The organism is Thermotoga profunda AZM34c06, assembly GCF_000828675.1.
GTDB classification, from domain to species: Bacteria; Thermotogota; Thermotogae; order Thermotogales; family DSM-5069; genus Pseudothermotoga_B; species Pseudothermotoga_B profunda.
This window is the reverse complement of sequence record NZ_AP014510.1, coordinates 1,751,575-1,768,211: the sequence shown is the minus strand read 5'-3', so window position 1 is coordinate 1,768,211 and position 16,637 is coordinate 1,751,575. Positions and strand designations below refer to the sequence as shown.

The 16,637-nt window shown below is 38.9% G+C and carries 15 protein-coding genes; 5 read left to right on the top strand and 10 right to left on the bottom strand.

Features of this window, described 5'->3' with window-relative positions; translation table 11 throughout:
* Window position 1: 1 nt before the first annotated feature.
* From ileS to TSP02S_RS08625, 4 genes are read right to left on the bottom strand one after another with little or no spacing between them, the layout of a single operon-like run.
* Window positions 2-2,737, bottom strand: coding sequence for an isoleucine--tRNA ligase (ileS, locus tag TSP02S_RS08640; RefSeq protein ID WP_041083465.1), 2,736 nt, complete (start codon window positions 2,735-2,737; stop codon window positions 2-4).
* A gap of 12 nt (window positions 2,738-2,749) precedes the next feature.
* Window positions 2,750-3,109 carry a response regulator gene (locus TSP02S_RS08635; protein WP_041083463.1) on the bottom strand — a complete coding sequence of 120 codons (360 nt, stop codon included), beginning with the start codon at window positions 3,107-3,109 and terminating at the stop codon, window positions 2,750-2,752.
* Window positions 3,110-3,111: 2 nt separating this feature from the next.
* Window positions 3,112-5,751: a sensor histidine kinase gene (locus TSP02S_RS08630; RefSeq protein WP_232503692.1), complete on the bottom strand. Its 2,640-nt coding sequence runs from the start codon at window positions 5,749-5,751 to the stop codon at window positions 3,112-3,114.
* On the bottom strand, window positions 5,748-6,200 hold the full coding sequence (locus TSP02S_RS08625) for a Mut7-C RNAse domain-containing protein (RefSeq protein WP_041083462.1): 453 nt from the start codon (window positions 6,198-6,200) through the stop codon (window positions 5,748-5,750). The genes TSP02S_RS08630 and TSP02S_RS08625 overlap by 4 nt, the downstream gene beginning before the upstream one ends.
* Window positions 6,201-6,402: 202 nt before the next feature.
* Here TSP02S_RS08625 and TSP02S_RS08620 point away from each other — a divergent pair, with 202 nt between their 5' ends.
* The 5 genes from TSP02S_RS08620 (at window position 6,403) to TSP02S_RS08600 (ending at window position 11,754) form a co-directional block, all read left to right on the top strand.
* The gene (locus TSP02S_RS08620; RefSeq protein WP_041083460.1) at window positions 6,403-7,641 is read left to right on the top strand and encodes an ABC transporter substrate-binding protein; all 1,239 of its coding nucleotides are present in this window, start codon (window positions 6,403-6,405) and stop codon (window positions 7,639-7,641) included.
* 46 nt (window positions 7,642-7,687) lie between these two features.
* Window positions 7,688-8,587 (top strand): carbohydrate ABC transporter permease, encoded by a 900-nt coding sequence (locus TSP02S_RS08615; RefSeq protein ID WP_041083458.1) that lies wholly within the window; start codon window positions 7,688-7,690, stop codon window positions 8,585-8,587.
* Window positions 8,584-9,411 (top strand): carbohydrate ABC transporter permease, encoded by an 828-nt coding sequence (locus tag TSP02S_RS08610; protein WP_041083456.1) that lies wholly within the window; start codon window positions 8,584-8,586, stop codon window positions 9,409-9,411. The genes TSP02S_RS08615 and TSP02S_RS08610 overlap by 4 nt, the downstream gene beginning before the upstream one ends.
* A gap of 10 nt (window positions 9,412-9,421) precedes the next feature.
* Window positions 9,422-10,576 carry an exo-beta-N-acetylmuramidase NamZ family protein gene (locus TSP02S_RS08605; protein ID WP_041083455.1) on the top strand — a complete coding sequence of 385 codons (1,155 nt, stop codon included), beginning with the start codon at window positions 9,422-9,424 and terminating at the stop codon, window positions 10,574-10,576.
* A 107-nt stretch (window positions 10,577-10,683) separates the two neighbouring features.
* Window positions 10,684-11,754, top strand: coding sequence for a DUF362 domain-containing protein (locus TSP02S_RS08600; protein ID WP_041083453.1), 1,071 nt, complete (start codon window positions 10,684-10,686; stop codon window positions 11,752-11,754).
* Window positions 11,755-11,759: 5 nt separating this feature from the next.
* Here TSP02S_RS08600 and TSP02S_RS08595 read toward each other — a convergent pair whose 3' ends face one another.
* From TSP02S_RS08595 to TSP02S_RS08570, 6 genes are all read right to left on the bottom strand, one after another.
* Window positions 11,760-11,978: a hypothetical protein gene (locus TSP02S_RS08595; protein WP_041083450.1), complete on the bottom strand. Its 219-nt coding sequence runs from the start codon at window positions 11,976-11,978 to the stop codon at window positions 11,760-11,762.
* Window positions 11,979-12,158: 180 nt separating this feature from the next.
* Entirely contained in the window at window positions 12,159-13,310 is a 1,152-nt protein-coding gene (iadA, locus tag TSP02S_RS08590) for a beta-aspartyl-peptidase (RefSeq protein ID WP_041083449.1), read from the bottom strand.
* 9 nt (window positions 13,311-13,319) lie between these two features.
* Entirely contained in the window at window positions 13,320-13,532 is a 213-nt protein-coding gene (locus TSP02S_RS08585; RefSeq protein ID WP_041083447.1) for a hypothetical protein, read from the bottom strand.
* Between the two features lie 44 nt (window positions 13,533-13,576).
* Complete coding sequence (locus TSP02S_RS08580; protein WP_041083445.1) at window positions 13,577-14,407, bottom strand: carbohydrate ABC transporter permease; 831 nt, start codon at window positions 14,405-14,407, stop codon at window positions 13,577-13,579.
* Complete coding sequence (locus TSP02S_RS08575; RefSeq protein ID WP_232503691.1) at window positions 14,404-15,282, bottom strand: carbohydrate ABC transporter permease; 879 nt, start codon at window positions 15,280-15,282, stop codon at window positions 14,404-14,406. Before TSP02S_RS08575 ends, TSP02S_RS08580 begins: the two co-directional genes overlap by 4 nt.
* Complete coding sequence (locus TSP02S_RS08570; RefSeq protein ID WP_041083443.1) at window positions 15,282-16,544, bottom strand: ABC transporter substrate-binding protein; 1,263 nt, start codon at window positions 16,542-16,544, stop codon at window positions 15,282-15,284. The genes TSP02S_RS08575 and TSP02S_RS08570 overlap by 1 nt, the downstream gene beginning before the upstream one ends.
* Window positions 16,545-16,637 lie beyond the last annotated feature (93 nt).

The window sequence follows — 16,637 nt, the reverse complement described above, 5'->3', positions numbered from 1 at the left end:
ATCAACCTTCCTGTTCTCTCAAAACTCTCGCACATCTTGGACAAGTATTTGGGAATTGTTGATCACTTCCAGTCAGAGGATGATATTTCCAACATCTATCACATTTCTCACCATCAGCCTTTTGAACCTCGATTTCTAATTCTTTATCAGAATCATGGATTTCGATTTGTGAGACGATGAAAAACTCCTCAAGGTGTTCACTGTATTTATTCAGTAAATTCAAGGTCTGTTGTGAATTCGATCTTATTATCAGTTTTGCATCAAGAGAGTGACCAATCAAACCTCCTTGTCTGATCTCTTCAAGAGATTTCAGAGCAAGATCTCTAATTTGCATTAGACTGTCAAAATCGGCCATTATTTGTTTATCTATCCATTCTTCGTGATATTCAGGCCAGTGTTCCACCTGAACAGATTGGTATTTCACTCTCTGAGATTTGAAATGTTCATAGGCCTCTTCACATGTGAAGGCGAGTATAGGAGACAACATCACAAGTAATGATTTGAGTATGTGATACAGGACAGTCTGAGCAGATCTACGTTGGATAGAATTCTTCCCTTCGACATACAATCTGTCTTTCACAATGTCAAGGTAAACTGCACTCAATTCAACAGAACAATACTTTACAAGAATATTGTACACTTTGGAAAACTCATAACTTTCATAGGCTTCTGTGACCGATTTGATGATTTGTTGCAGTCTTCCTAAAGCCCATTTATCGACGGGTAGGAGTTTTTCAAACGGTATTATGTTATCTTCTGAAAAATCGTTGAGATTTCCCAATAGATATCTAAATGTATTTCTGATCTTTTTGTAGACCTCCACTTGTTGAAGTATTATATTCTGCGAGATTCTTATGTCGTTGAAATAGTCACTACTTGCAAGCCAAAGTCTTAGCACATCTGCGCCGTATTTTGAGCAAACTTCAAGTGGATCCACGACATTTCCAAGAGATTTGCTCATTTTCTTGCCTTCCTCATCTTTTATAAATCCGTGAGTCAGAACCGTTTTGTAAGGTGCCATGTCGTGCTTTACGACCGAAAGTACTATTGATGAATTGAACCACCCTCTATGTTGGTCACTCCCTTCCAAATACATATCTGCTGGGAAGGTAAGATCAGGTCTTGTTGTCAAAACTGCTTCAAAGGAGGCACCAGAATCGATCCAGACATCAAGTGTGTCATACATTTTACTGAGGTTCTTAGAACCACATTTTTTACAGGCATAGTCATTTGGTAGTAATTCTTTTTCAGACATCTCAAACCAAGCATTGGTACCCTTTTCTTTGACTATTTGGGCAAAATGGTGAATAACTATGGGATCGAGTATTGCCTCCTGACAGTCATTGCACTTGAAAGCCGGTATTGGTGTACCCCAGACGCGCTGCCTTGAGATGCACCAATCGGGTCTTTCTTGGATCATCGCACTGATTCTGTTCTTTCCCCAAGAAGGAATCCATGTAACGTTGTCTATGTGTTTAAGGACTCTATTTCTTAAATCCTTTTTCTCAACAGAGACAAACCACTGCTCTGTGGCTCTGAAGATGACTGGTTTTTTACATCTCCAACAGTGTGGATAAGAATGCGATATCTTACCTTCCTTCAAGAGGGCTCCCATTGCCTTTAGATCATCCATGATCAACCTATTAGCTTTATCTATATGCATTCCTGCATATTTTCCAGCCTGTCCGGTGAAAACCCCTTCTTCGTTCACAGGGGAGATGACCTCAAGACCATGAACAAGATGACCATATTCGTAATCCTCTTCACCGTGACCTGGTGCGATGTGAACACAACCCGATCCCGTTTCCATATCGACAAAATCGGCAACTATAATACGAGATTCTCTTTCAAACAGAGGGTGAAGTGCTATCTTTCCCTCAAGCAGCTTACCGTTGAAAGTTTCCAGAATTTCGTATTGATCGATTTTAAGTTCATTCATGGTACTGGCAAGCAATTTTTCCGCCAAAATCCATGTTTCACCTTTTACTCTGACTTTGACATATTGATGATCTGGATGTACGGCTATACCGGTATTACCTGGTAAAGTCCACGGGGTGGTCGTCCATATTATTATGTGTTCATCGGCATCTTTCATCTTGAATTTGACATATATAGAGGGAGATACATGATCGTGGTATTCTATTTCTGCTTGTGCGAGCGCCGTGCGGCAGTTGTGACACCATAAAACGGGTTTCTTTGCTCTGTAAACATATCCATCTTCTACGAGTTTTTCAAAGACCTCATAAATTTTGTATTCGTATTCCGGTTTAAGGGTGGCATAGAAGTTTTCCCAGTCTCCCACTACTCCAAGCCTTTGAAATTGTTTTTTTTGTACTTCTATTTGTTGTTTTGCAAAATCTTCACAGACTTTTCTTATCTCCATCTGGCTCATCGATTTTACCTTCGTTCCAAGCATTGTAGTGACTTTGTGTTCTATTGGTAAACCATGTGTATCCCAACCGGGAACATACGGAGATCTATAACCACGCAAAACTTTGTACCTCACAACGGTGTCTTTCAAAATTTTATTCATCGCGGTACCTATGTGTATATCACCATTGGCATAAGGTGGACCATCATGAAGGATAAAGGTTGGACGATTGATTCTTTGTTCCTGTACATATTTGTAGATGTCGATCTCTTTCCACTTTTCAAGAATACGTGGTTCTTTTTCAACCAGATTTGCACGCATCGCAAAATCGGTGTTTGGAAGATTCAGAGTCTTTCTGTATTCCAAAATAGCACCTCCTCACATCTGCAACAGTTTTTTTATTGTATCTTTTAGTTCTGTCAAATCAGCAGATTTCACTATATAGGCATCGGCAGCCCATGAAGCAAGATCATATTTATAGTGAGAATACGCAGTTAGAAGAACTATCCTCAGACCGGGATATTTTTGTCTCAAAATACCTGCGAGCTCAATTCCGTTCTTACCAGGCATTTCGATATCGATTGTTACCAAGTCAAAGCTCATTCGCTCAAATTTTTCAAGGGCTTCATCTGCATTTGATGCGGTTTCGACTTCGTATCCCAAGTCTTTCAGTTCTTCGCTTATGAGTAGTCTTATGTTGTGTTCATCATCTACGACAAGAATTTTGATTTTCTTCATCTTCAATTCCTCCTTTTAACTGATAATTCGAAACTGAATTGAGTTCCATCTGATTTTGGTTCAGCCCATATTCTTCCTCCGTGCTCATCTTCTATTATTTTCTTACATATTGGGAGTCCAAGTCCAGTGCCATACGTTTTTGTTGTATAAAACGGTATAAAAATGCCTCTCATCACGTCTTCACTTATAGGTTCACCGGTATTAAAGACTGATACGATTACCCTGTCATTATCATACTGTGTCTTGATAACAATCTTACCATTTTGTGGTGTCGCTTCTATGGCATTTTGAACAAGATTTATTAGAACTCGCTTTATCCTGTTTCTATCAGCTTCCACTTGCGGAATGGGAGCCAGGATGATTTCTATTTTGATTCCTGCCTTGTTGGCTTTGTCCTGCATTAGAAAAACAACTTCTTCAACCAAATCGTTTAACTGGAAATCGGTCAAGTCGAGTTTTCTTATGTTCTTGCTGAATTCGAGAATCTCCGAAACTATATTCTGTAGGTTCTCGACTTCGTTTGAGAGTATGGTTAAATATTTCTCCCGAGCCTCTGGATCGGAAATATTTTTTTTCAGTCTATTCAAAAAGCCACCTATAACTGTGATTGGATTGCGCAATTCATGAGCTACTCGGGCCGACATTTCACCAAGTACCGCCAATTTCTCTTTGTCCTTTCTTTCTTGTTCGAGTTTATACTGTTGCGTGACATCCTCAAGCGTCACTATAACTCCATTCATAGTAGAACCAGTTAGATCCCATAAAGGTGAGTACTTTGTATCAAAGAACCTCTCACCCTGAGGTGTCTCTATTCTATACCTGGATAAAGTTATTGTCTCTCCTTTTTCGAAAACTTTCATTGCAACTTCAAAGATGTTTTCAAATGTCTCTCCAAAATCAAAGTATGAACTTCCAAGAACTCTTTCTTTTGGTAACCCAAGTAATTGTTCGACTCTTCTGTTACATTCTATTACCTTCCCCGATCTATCAATCACGATAACGGCTGTAGTGAGATTTTGGAGAATACTATCACTGAACTTGCGTAGGTAATCTACCATATTCTTTTGTTGCTCGAGACTCTCGGTTTTCTTCCTTAATTCTTCATAGTTCATGGCATTTTCTATGGCAAGTCCAGCACTATCGGCTATAATTCTCAAGACCTCGATGTCTGCTTCTGTGATCGATGTCTTTGTGAATTTGTTATCCAAGATGAGTACACCGATCGTATCCCATCTTCCAACCAGCGGTATCACGACGAATTCTTCAACTTCAAGTAGATTCAAAAGGTCTCTTATAGAATCCTCCATGCTCTTTGCCAAGGATGGAGTGATGTGAATTACTCTCCTTCTGAGAACAACCCTTTCGAAAACTGGATGATCTTTGTAAGCGAATATCCGACCTTCGATCTTTCCTGTCAGACCTTTGTTTACGTCGAGCATCAGGGCTTCTTCTCTCAAAAACTGCGAAAAATCACCGTAACTCATAGCCCTTCTCTCTGCTTCTCTCCAAATCTCGGTGATGTTATCACTGCTCTGCGGTCCTAACCACATTTTGCCCACAAGTGACTCGGTTTTCTTATCTCGTATCAACAATAGAGCTCTGTTAAAGCCAAGTCCTCTACCCGATGTCAGTCCAAGTAAGAGTGTTTTGTACACATTATTTGGATCATAACTTGCTCTCATAGCATTGCTTATGCTGTGAACAAGATCCATTTTTTTCAGATACAGTTGTTGTTGCTGTATCAATTCTTGATAGTTCTTTGTATAATTTCTCAATTTTTCTATTTCTCTTTTCAATCCTTCTTGATATTCAAGCCTGGTGTATCCAAGTGAAATGCGTCTTGAAATTTCATATAAGATCGATAGATCAAATTCATCAAAACTATGTAGGGTTCTGTACCCTTCTGGCGAAATCTTATTTGCCACGAGAACTACACCGATTGTGCGTTCTTGTAATTTTAGAGGAGTTGCCATGTAAGATTTGATCGAAATGCCAATGAAATCTATTTGATTTTTTATATCGAGTATTCCGTTCTCTGTCTTCTCAACTCGGTTGAAGAAAGGATGAGTATGTTTGATTCTTTCAAAGAGTAATTGATCTTTTGTAATTCCAAATGCCGAAGAGAAAACGTATTCCTCATTGTTTTTTTCGAAAAATATCACAATGTCTGCATTCAAGACCCTTGCAATTGCTTTGACCATTTCAGTTTTGAATTGCTCTTTGTCTAAGGAGTTATAAAAAACATTTGTCAGTTCATTCATTTTGTGATACTTTTCTGCGATATTCTGAAGTTCTATGAATTTGTTTACCCACCATAAAGAAAAACTGAGCTCATCTATTGTTTGTTGCAAATTCAGATTGTGGGGTTCTTCTAAAATCAACGCACCCCAGAGTTGATCATTGTAGATTAATTTCACAACATATAGGTGATTTTGCAGGGATTTTGAGCCGATCTTCGAACCTATTTTTTCCTTTTCACCACTTGTTCCAACGACCCGAAATTGGTCCTTGTGCCTTTCATAGAGCAAGATATCGCAATATTTAGCCTTTGCGATCGAACTGATCAGCTGTGCAATGTCGTTCATAACATTTGATTTGTAACCTTTCGAAAAAAATTCAAACACCATTTCAAAGAGTTTCAAATCCTCAGCCTCCTAAATTCTTCAATGGCATGTTGAACATGTGATCCTGCCCAATAAACTCTGTTACAAACTGGACAGATGAAAAAATCATTCTGTGTATTTTGAACATACAACGGTACCCTGTCCTTGATCTTTTCGACAGGTATCTTTTCAAGTTCTGCATTACATAAACTACACCTCGTCATTCTATTGGTATTTTTTAGATCAAAACGCGATGAGAGTTCGACAAGTTGATCTCTCCAATTATCTGAATGAATTAAATGACTCCTCAGTCCATTTTTCAAAGCACGCATGTGCAAGAGTCTATCTCTTGTTATCAAAATTCTATTGTTCTGTTTGCACAGTTGTATGATTTGTTCCTCCTGGGCGTGTGGAAGATAGATTGTGTCAAAACCAAGCAATCTCAGTTTTTTTGCAAGTTTTCCAAGCATTCTATCAACAAGGAACATCTTTCCATCTCCTTGTCTTCAAATAATTATACCTGAAAATATTTCAACAGCCGTTTTGTTGAGCACAATAAGGTTTGACTATATTATGATTAGTTGTATAGCCATTTGAATTGCTTCATCAATCGCGTTTTTTAATTGGTTGATTTTGAATCAATTCATATTGTATAATCAATCAGACTCTTTCTAAGGGGAGGGAAGCTTTATGAAAATCAAAGCCTTGTTGGTTGTATTGGTGTTATTCGCATTCTTAGCTTTAGCAGGGGAAGTCACCATTTGGAGTTGGCGTGCTCAAGATGCCGATGTCTGGAAACAAGTCGAGGCAGAACTCAAGAAGGCTGGATACGATATCAAGATCAACTACGTGGCATTTGCTCCAACTGAATATGATGCTAAGGTGAATCTCTCACTCCAAACGAACACTGGTCCTGATATAGTTTATTCGCGAAGGATTACCCCAGGTGGTACATATCCATTGATTGACAATGGACTGTACCTTCCATTGGATGAATACGTTGATTTTTCTAATTTTCCATCCGAGGTGCTGAAATTTGTGACTTACAATGGAAAAAAATACGGTGTTCCATTTGCAGTACAGGTCGTAGGAATTTTCTACAACAAGGAATACTACGAAAAATTCAAACTCAAAGAACCAGAAACTTGGGATGAACTTGTTGAAAATGCTAAAGTCTTGAAAAAGAACGGTATAACTCCATTCTTCATTCCTGGTAAAGAAGCATGGACATTGGCAATGCAACACGCTATGTGTGGTGTGAGTGTTTTGGGACCTGAATGGATAAAGAAACTCACAGATGGAGAAACGAATTTCTTGGATCCAAAGTTCACAGACTTAAACAGAAGGTTGAATGAGTTGAAGGTGTACTATCAGGATGGTTTTCTTGCTAACTCTACGACAGATCAAGATGCCGCATTTGCTTTTGGCCAAGCGGCGATGGTGTTCTATGGAATCTGGGGATACCAAAACTGGAAACAACTGAATCCCGATATTCAAGTTGGATATTTCATGGTGCCACCACTTTCCAAAGATCAGAAACCATACGCCTATGTTTATATGGATGGTGCTATAACACTCACTTCGAATGTTAAGAACAAAAAGGATGCCATAGAAGTTCTCAAATTCTGTGCAACACCGAAGTTTGGTACTATCTTTGCAAATGTTACGAAGAATATACCTGGTGTATCTGGTGCTACGTTGCCAAAAGACCCATTGTTTGAAGAAATAATGGATGTATATGTCAATCATGCTTCGCCATATGTATATTGGGTTGGATCTGTTTTCATAACAAAGAAACCCGATTTGTACAATGACGTACTCAGTCCTGGAATGCAAGAACTCTATGCCGGTAAAATCACACCAGAAGAACTTTCAAAGAGGGCCCAAGATGCAATCTCGCAATGGTATCCACCACTGATGAAAAAGTGATTCTATGCCCCAGCTCTTGCTGGGGCATTTTCAAGGGGTGTCAAGGATGAAGATCAAGCCAAGATATGTACTGATGTTTGTATTACCTGCCATGTTCTTGTACACACTTTTTGTGATTTATCCACTCTTTGACAGCTTGAGATTGAGTTTTTACAGTTGGCGTGGTGTTGGTGAAAAAATATTCGTTGGATTGAGAAATTACAAGGACATGTTCAGTGGTGGTTTTTCAAAAGAGGTTTTCAACGCCTTGTCACACAATGTCTATTTTTTTATTTTGGTTTCTGCTTTTGAGCTTGGACTTGGTTTTCTGATAGCTTTACTTTTAGCAAGTAAGATCAAAGGGGCAAAGATCTTCAGAACAGTTGTTTATCTGCCAAATATGATTCCCCTTGTGATGGTTGGCTTCATGTGGAGTTTGTTTTTGCATCCACAGATAGGACTTGTAAACCAATTCTTAAAGGCAATCGGTTTAGGTAGCCTTGCAAGACCGTGGCTTGGTGATCCAAATCTCGCATTGACAACTATAATCATGGTCAACGTATGGAGAAATTTAGGTTTCTATGTTCTTGTGATACTCGCTTCTATTCTCAATATATCACCTGATCTGATTGAAGCGGCTTATATAGATGGTGCTAATAATTGGAAGATAAGCTGGAAAATAATCTTTCCGCTTACCATACCGACTTTCAGGACCCTTTTGATCCTTCTTTTTATAGGAAGCTTCAATGTCTTTGACATGATCTATGCGCTCGAAGGCGTTCAGGCAGGACCATTCAGGTCAACCGATGTACTCGGCACGGTTTTTTACAGAACAGCCTTCGGTGGTCTTGGTAGTGCATATACCGACATGGGACTTGGTGCCGCAGTGACGGTCTTTATATTCATGATCGTAATGCCTATGTCGATCCTATACGTTTACTTAGTTGAAAGAAGGGATCGAAGATGATGAGGTTTTCAAAATACTACAAACTACTTGCATATTTCGTACTATCTATCTATGCGTTCATAATAGCTGGACCATTTTTCATGATGATAATGAATTCCTTTAAATCAATGCGTGAGCTTTTTTTGAAACCTTTTTCGCTACCATCGAAGTTCATGTATCAAAACTACGTACAAGCATGGCAAAAGGCATCTATTGCAAGAGGATATATCAACAGCGCTATGATAGCAGCCGCTTCAGTTGTGACAGTTGTCGTTCTGGCTTCTATGTTTGCCTACATGATCTCCAAATATGAATTCAAGGGTAGAAGGTACTTATTCCTCTACTCAATGCTTGGATTGGCATTACCTGCAAGGTTAGCGGTGATCCCGATATTTTTACTTTTGAGAACCTTAAATCTCACAAATTCTTTGATTGGTCTTATCATCGTGTACAGTTCAGTTAATATTCCTTTTTCTGCGTTTATATTGAAAAACTTCATAGATTCGGTCCCAAATGAATTGTGTGAAGCAGCAAAAATTGATGGTGCATCTGTTGCAACTATCTATCGCAGGGTTATTCTTCCTTTGATAAAACCGGCTTTATCAATAGTTGCAATAGTTACCTTTGTCAATGTATGGAATGACTTTTTCTTTCCGCTTATACTCATAAATGATAAATCAAAAGCCACTATAACACTTGCTGTTTCGATCTTTTTCGGCGAGTATTCAACACAGTGGCAATTGTTGTTTTCCGGATTGACGCTCTCGATTGCGCCGACTGTCATTTTGTTCTTGATTTTCTCACAGTATTTCATAGCAGGAATGACTCAGGGTGCAATAAAATGAGGTGAGAAATATGGAGACGGGATTGGATGTATTTCTTGATAGAAGCATTTCAAAGTTCAAGGATGCAAACATAGGTCTTGTCACGAACTCAACTGGTATTAATCGCGAGTTGAGGATGAATATAGACCTTTTTCTCGAGAAAGGTTTGAAGGTCACAAAGCTTTTTGGGCCAGAACATGGCGTCTTTGGAGCAGCGCCAGATGGTGCGAAAGTCACAGATTTTATTGACCCAAGGTACAAAATACCTGTTTATTCACTTTATGGTGACAATCTAAGACCAACCAAAGAAATGCTCGAAGGAATCGATGTGATGATCTATGATATTCAAGATGTTGGTCTGAGATTCTACACATATATTTACACAATGGCTTATTGTATGGAAGAGTGTGCAAAGTACGGCATCAAATTTGTGGTGCTCGATAGACCAAATCCACTCTGCGCTGAGATCGTTGAGGGACCAACGATAAAGAAAGATTTTGAAAGTTTTGTCGGTGGATACGGTTTAGCGCTTAGATATGGACTGACCATAGGTGAACTCGCACTTTATTTGAACAACGAATACAACATGGGAGTTAACTTGACTGTCATACCTATGAGAAACTACAAAAGATCCTTTTTCTATGACGAAACTGAATTGTTGTGGAACACACCATCACCGAATCTTCCTTCATTGGAGCACACAATCTTGTACATTGGTATGTGTTTATTTGAGGGTGTGAATGTATCCGTTGGAAGAGGAACGGTTCATCCATTTAGGTATATCGGTGCGCCATGGATTGATTCGAAAAAGTTGTATGAAGAACTCAAGAAATTCAATCATCAAGGTGTCACTTTCAGAGAAAGGATCTTCGTACCCGCTGCCTTCAAATTGCAAAATCAGGTGTGTAATGGTCTTGAATTCTTTGTGACAGACAAAAAAAAGATCAAACCTTTAGATCTCGCGATAGATGTAATTGCTACATTGAGAAAGATTCATTCTGAAAGTTTTCAGTGGAATGATTATTTTCATGATCAAAGTCCAAGGTACTATTTTGATCTGTTGATTGGTAGTGACTATTACAGAAAGGCAATCGAAGAAGGTGCCACATCAAAGGACTTTGAATCAATCTGGCAAGAAGAGTCGGAAGAATTTTTGAAAATATCCAAAAAATACTGGCTTTATTGAGATATAAACTCTGTATGCCGTTTTAAGATAGTGCGTCATACGAACAGCTGTGTTATAATAAAAATTGTCTATACCTATCTGAACAAATTGCGCGGGAGGGTATACTGATGTCTGTTGTTTATTTTACCGATCTATCTACGAATGGAGCCATGAATCTTCTCAAAAAATTGGAGATTCTCTTAGACAAAGTTGAGCTTGGCAAAATCATTGGCAAGGACAATTTTGTTGCAATCAAAATTCACTTTGGTGAATATGGAAATCTTGCCTTCATAAGACCACAGTATGTCAAAGTGGTCGTTGATCAGGTAAAAAAATATGGTGGTAAACCTTTTCTAACGGATTCAAATACACTTTACAGGGGTCATAGATCAAATGCCGTGGATCATCTTTTAAACGCATATCTAAATGGATTTGGCTATGAAGTCACAGGTGCTCCTGTCGTTATCGCAGACGGTCTGAGGGGTTCAGATGAAGTGAAAATAAAAATAAACAAGACCTATGTCAAAGAGGCAAAGATCGGTTCAGCAATAGCATTAGCAGATGTTTTAGTTGCTATGACTCACTTCAAAGGACATGAACAGACTGGTTTTGGTGGTACTTTGAAAAATATTGGGATGGGTAGTGCTTCAAGGGCAGGAAAGCTTGAGCAACATTCAGAGTCAAAACCATATGTTGTGGTGGAGAATTGCATTGCTTGTAGAATGTGCGAAAGAAATTGTCCTGCCAATGCGATAACTGTAACAAAATTTGCGGTGATCGACTATGCAAAGTGTATAGGTTGTGGTCAGTGTATCGCAATGTGTAACTACGGTGCGATGTCACCAAAATGGGGAGATTCTTCGGAGTTGCTGAGCAAAAAGATGGTGGAATACACCTTGGCAGTTTTAAAGAATAAGAAGGCAGTTTTCATATCTTTCTTGACAGATATCTCACCAGATTGCGATTGTTGGCATACTAATAGACCACCAGTAGCTCCAAATATCGGTATACTGGCGAGTACAGATCCAGTTGCACTTGATCAGGCATGCATAGATCTTGTGAGAGAAACTCAAGGTAAAGATCCATTCCTTGAAGTTCATCCAAAGGTTACATGGGAAACTCAGCTCAGTTATGCTGAAGAGATAGGGCTTGGTTCGAGAAAATATGAGTTGGTAAAAGTTGCATGTGACTTGGTCTGAGTAGCTCAACTACCTTTGGTAGCCTTTTTGACTATCCAGACGATACCCAGGATTATCAAGATGACAATGAGTATAGGTATAGCAACGATTACAAGACCAATGAAAAGCAAAGCAAGTATTGTTCCAGCAAGGATTAACCCACCAATACCTGCAAAGAGTGGAAAAACTTTAAAAAAGAGATAGATCAAAAATATCACACCAAGGATTGCAAAGAAATACAGCATCTATTGGCCTCCTTGTCTTTCTTTATTTTGGTGATTTTTCACAATTTCTTCAATGGATACAGCCACAACTTTTGTGCCACATTTTTCGCAGAGTAATTTGTCTTCAGATAACTCAGCGGCAGAATAATAAATCTGCCCACAATTTGGGCACTTATAATAGAAAATACATACCCCCTTGAATTACTCAAAAGTTCCCTTTACAATTATCTCATAATTTGACATTAATATTCTACCTTGTGCGATGACGTCGGTGATTTTCAGGTCTTTATCCAGTAAAATTATATCTGCATCCTTTCCTTTGGCGATGATTCCTTTATTGGTGAGTTTGAGGATTCTTGCGGGATTTTGAGTGACTGCCTTCAGCGCTTTTTCAAGTGTTATTCCATTTTCTACAGCGATTTTGAATTGTTCATAAACAGAAGTCACTTTACCCACATCAAGCCCTATGAATTCCTTTTTCTCATTGAATCTTGGCAGACTTCCCTGACCATCGGAACTGAACGTAATGTGGTTTTCAAAGCCATTTTCAACATACAATTTCAACGATTTCCAGGCTTGGAGATCTTCCTCCAAAAGACTTCCAGTACTGGTTGTAAAATCAATAAAACCACCCATTCTTGCATAGTTCAATCCCTCATTCAAGAGTTCTTTGTTTCTGTTTATATGTGTCGGCAAGAATTGAGTGATGGGGATCTCTGTTTTGTTAACAATTTCATAGATCATGTTTAATTTATCATCTCCATCGCCAAGATGAAGATTCACAATCCCTGCCTTGCCGGAGAGTATTCCTCCCACTCTTGCATCGGCTGCGATCCTTTTGAGTTCCTCCAAAGTTGGTTGGGAAGATCGATGATCGGAAATTGCTATCTCTCCAGCCCCAATTACTTTGTCTATCAGTATCAAATCTTGCAATAAGCTACCTGTGAATGTGATGATCGGAACCCTATACGAACCAGAATAAATATAACAAGTCACACCTTCCTCATCGAGTGCCTTTGCCTTTGCATATAAAGAATTGAGATTTCTTGTCACACCGTCTGTACCAAGGCAACCAACGACTGTGGTTATACCACCTTTGACAAGGTCTGAAAAGATGAGTTCCGGTGTTCGTGTTTTAAATCCACCTTCTCCCCCGCCACCGATTATGTGGACATGAGAATCTATAAAACCCGGTACGGCGATTTTACTTGAACCATCGATTATTTGAACATGACGACTGTTTAAAACGATGTTTTCTTCTATTGCCAATATCTTATCGTTGGCAATGAGAATGTCTTTCCTGCTGAGTGGTTGTGGTGAAAAAATTTCCACATTCTTTATAATCTTTATCATTTATATCACCTAAGCCAATTGATTCATCTGTGCCTTGACATAATTTTCTGTGGTAATTCTAACCATTTTCATGGCAAGGCCATTTTGTTGGTAGATCATGAAGTTGAGAATTTGCATCATCTGATCTTTGTTGAGTATTTGTGGTGTTTGTGCAGTAGAAGTATTTTCCGTTTTTGAATAAGTATATGGATTGTAAACATATCCTATACCTTCGATTCTCATGAAATTCACCTCGTGTTATATTATCGTCCAAAATGAAAATTTTATCATCCCTTCAAAGCCCCTTGCGTCAAACCTTGAACAATGTATTTTTGTGCTATGGCAAAGACAAATACCGTAGGTAAAAGGGCAACGACAATTCCGGCAGCCATCACGTTCCATTGAATCCCCGCTTTTGAAACGAATGAATATAGTGCCACTGGTACAGTCATCTTGTGATCGCTGTGCAAAAACAAAACCGCCGTGAAAACTTCATTCCAACTGTTGACAAAACAGAAGCTGAATATCGCACCCACATTTGGTAAAAAGACTGGGAGAACAACCTTAAAAAGTGCTCTTAACCTTGTACAACCATCTATCCATGCGGCTTCTTCTATTTCTTTTGGCAGAGATTTCAGAAATGCTCGAGTCATAATTGTACCGAATGCCACACCAAGCCCGGTGTATATGATGACGATACTCAACAAGGAATTGGTCAATTTCAACTTGGAGAACATCGTGAATTGTGGGATCATCAAAAGATAAGCTGGTATCATTTGAACAAAAAACAAGGTCAGTAAAAGAAGGTGTCTGGTTTTAAATCTGAATCTTGAAAGAACGTAGCCGCTCATTAGAGAAAATATGGTTGATAACAAAGCAGAACACGTGGCGGCTAAGATGCTGTTCTTGAAATAGATGTGAAATCTCGCAAAACTAAAAAGATATCTGTATGCCTCAAAAGTGATTCGACTTGGGAGATACTTTACAGGAAATGTGTAAACTTCAGTTGCTGGCTTGAGTGAAGTCAACACAATCCAGATCAATGGAAAAACAGCAAAGATGAAATATATGATCAAACCAACAGTCTTTGTGATTGACATGATTCGATGTTTTTTCATATCTCAAAATCACCTTTTTCGAAGATCTGTAAATAGAGAACGGTGAACAGAAGTAATATCATAGTTATTACCATTCCCAGAGCAGAAGCCTTTCCAAAATTATTTTGGTAGTAAACTATATTTATCATCTGAACAGAGAGAATATTCGTCGCTCCGGCTGGTCCTCCCCTTGTGGTCCCATAGATTATGTCTGGAAAATTCATGACCCAGATAATTCTCAAAAGGACCGTGCTGAGTATAGTTGGTTTAATATAGGGTATCGTCACCTTTATCAATTTACTCCACACACCCGCGCCATCTATTTCCGCTGCTTCATAGAGTTCTTTTGGTATCGACTGCAAAGCTGCAAGGAGCATTATTGCAAAAAAAGGTATCCCGTACCAAACGTTGATCATTATTACAGAAAACATCGCAAAGCTCGGGTCTGAAAGAAAACTAATGGGTTTACTTATCAGATGAAGCTTCATCAAAAGATCATTGAGCACACCAAACTGTCCATTCAATATCCATGACCAGAGTAGACCTATTGCAAAACCAGATAAAGCCCATGGATAAAAGACAATACCCATGTAAAAGCCTCTTCCTTTGAAAGGCTTTGTTAAAAGCAGTGCGAGGATAAAACCAAAGACAAGTTGGAAAAAAACAGAAAAGAAAATCCAAATACATGTGTTAAAAAATATGTTCCAAAAACCAGGATCGTTCAAAACGGCCCTGTAATTATCAAAACCGATGAATCTTGGTTTGTTCAGATTGAAAACAGTTAATCTTTGAAATGAAATTACCCCCCCACGTACGAGGGGGTAAAGGTTTATGAACAAGATCAAAATAAAAGTTGGCAGGAGCATCAAAAAGATCCAAAATCTCAATTTATTCACTACTTACCAAGACCTGCCTTTTTCCAGAAATCGGCCCATGTCTTCAGAGCTGTTTCTGGTTTTATTTTACCAAGTAAAACCTGTTGCATGGTCGTTTCGTGAAGGTCATTCCATTCACTCCAAGCTTCATTGTCTAATGGGTATTTCGTGAATTGATAGTGTTGTGGATCGTCGAACATTGCCTTCCAACCATTGAATGTATCACTCTTGAAATATGGATCGATATCATAGACTCTCATATCGACTGGCAGGGCTCCATAATCTCTGCACCAAAAAGCATTGATCTGGGGTGAATTGAAGAATTCTAAGAATTTCCATGCGATGTCCTTGTATTTTGAATAACTGGTGATACCCCACCCAGCAAAACCAATCGTAGGATAGGCTTTACCGCCTTTTCCAATTGGGAGGGGGGCAGTTCGATATTTGTCTTGACCCAAAAGTTCATTTAAAAGTCCAACTGTATCTGGGTCTTGGAATAAGTATGGAGTGATACCTGAAACAAAAGAATTCACCTGTTCATCAAAACCCCAGTTTATAGAATCTTTTGGTGCCGTTTTGAAAAGTTCAAGATAAAAATTAATTCCATCAAGTGCACGTTTATCTTCGAAGATGAGTTTTCCATCTTTTTTCAAATACATGCAATTTGGATCTATGTCGTCGAAGAAGGAAGTCATCACAATGTCGATGAATGCTGTTGGATATCCTTTGCCACGAAAGTCAAAACCAAACTGATTTTGCTCTGGCTTGGTCAAAGCTCTGCAAAATTCGAGGAGTTTGTCCATTGTTTTTGGAACCTCGGTTATATTGTACTTAGAGATGATATCGGGTCTGAAGAAGAGTGTCTTTACATAAATGGCATTTGGCAAGAGATAGGCGGTGTTTTTGTAAGTTCTTGCGGCTTCAAGAACTCCAGGTGCAAGATGATTTATCAGATCAGATTTTGCGAGATATGGTTCCAAAGAGAGCAATTTACCCATACTCGCCAGTGCGCTCAAAGACCAATCTCCGACTTCGACGATATCAAGTGGCTCTTCTGCACTGACCATTAAGTAGATTTTTTGATAGGCTGTCTCGTATGGTGGTGAGATGAGTTCCACCTTGACGTCGGGATTTTGTGCCTCGAATTTTGAGATAATCTCTTCAAGAACCTTTGTTCTCAACGGGCTTGTGAAAACTTGAATGACTCTCAATGTCACAACTTCGGCAAATACAAAAGAAAGACTCACCAGACCAATCAAAATCATCACCACAAATCTGCGCAATGGTTCCACCTCCTCACAAGTTATAATTATAAAGCACATTGTGAGTATGTGAATCAATCGTGTAAAAATACCCTGTGAGTTCTTGGACTTCAT